At 48.2% G+C, this 452-nt stretch carries 2 protein-coding genes; both read right to left on the bottom strand.

What is annotated here, in order from left to right:
* A partial coding sequence (locus QJT78_RS52140; RefSeq protein ID WP_281460948.1) for an HdeA/HdeB family chaperone occupies positions 1–173 on the bottom strand: 173 nt, incomplete at its 3' end.
* 25 nt (positions 174–198) lie between these two features.
* Positions 199–452 (bottom strand): HdeA/HdeB family chaperone (locus tag QJT78_RS52135; protein ID WP_038946155.1); only part of this gene is annotated, 254 nt, incomplete at its 5' end.

Here is a 452-nt window from a genome sequence, read left to right as displayed (position 1 = left end):
GCCGCGTTATAGTAGCCGCTCATGAAATACCTTACGAAATCTCGGTCTGCTGAACCGTATCCTAGCCAATTTCCGCAAGTGATCTTGTTCATGTCCAGCTTGATCTGAGCCGCGGCTGGCGCTGATGCCGCGCCTATCAAAATCACAGAAACGACAAGAGCCCTGCATTTCATAGCGATCCTCCAAAGTCCCGAGCCGTCAATTTTTGCCTACCGATTGTTGCAAGCCATACATAACGCTTTCCGCCGGATGGTATTGGCACCATGCCTTTACGTTGGCGATATTTTGTTGATGCAAAGCAAGGTCCACAAAGGTTCTGTTGTTCTGATAACTGAACCAACCGCTCATCCAGGCAGAAAACTTATCTGACTGTGACTGCGGCATAGCAAGATATTGGCTACATATGATCTTGCCCATATCAATGGTTACCTGCGCATTCGCAACGATTGGAA

The sequence above is a fragment of the Bradyrhizobium sp. Mp27 genome, assembly GCF_029953005.1.
Lineage (GTDB): Bacteria > Pseudomonadota > Alphaproteobacteria > Rhizobiales > Xanthobacteraceae > Bradyrhizobium > Bradyrhizobium barranii.
The sequence above is the reverse complement of the archived record's forward strand: the minus strand, read 5'-3'. Positions and strand labels throughout refer to the sequence as shown.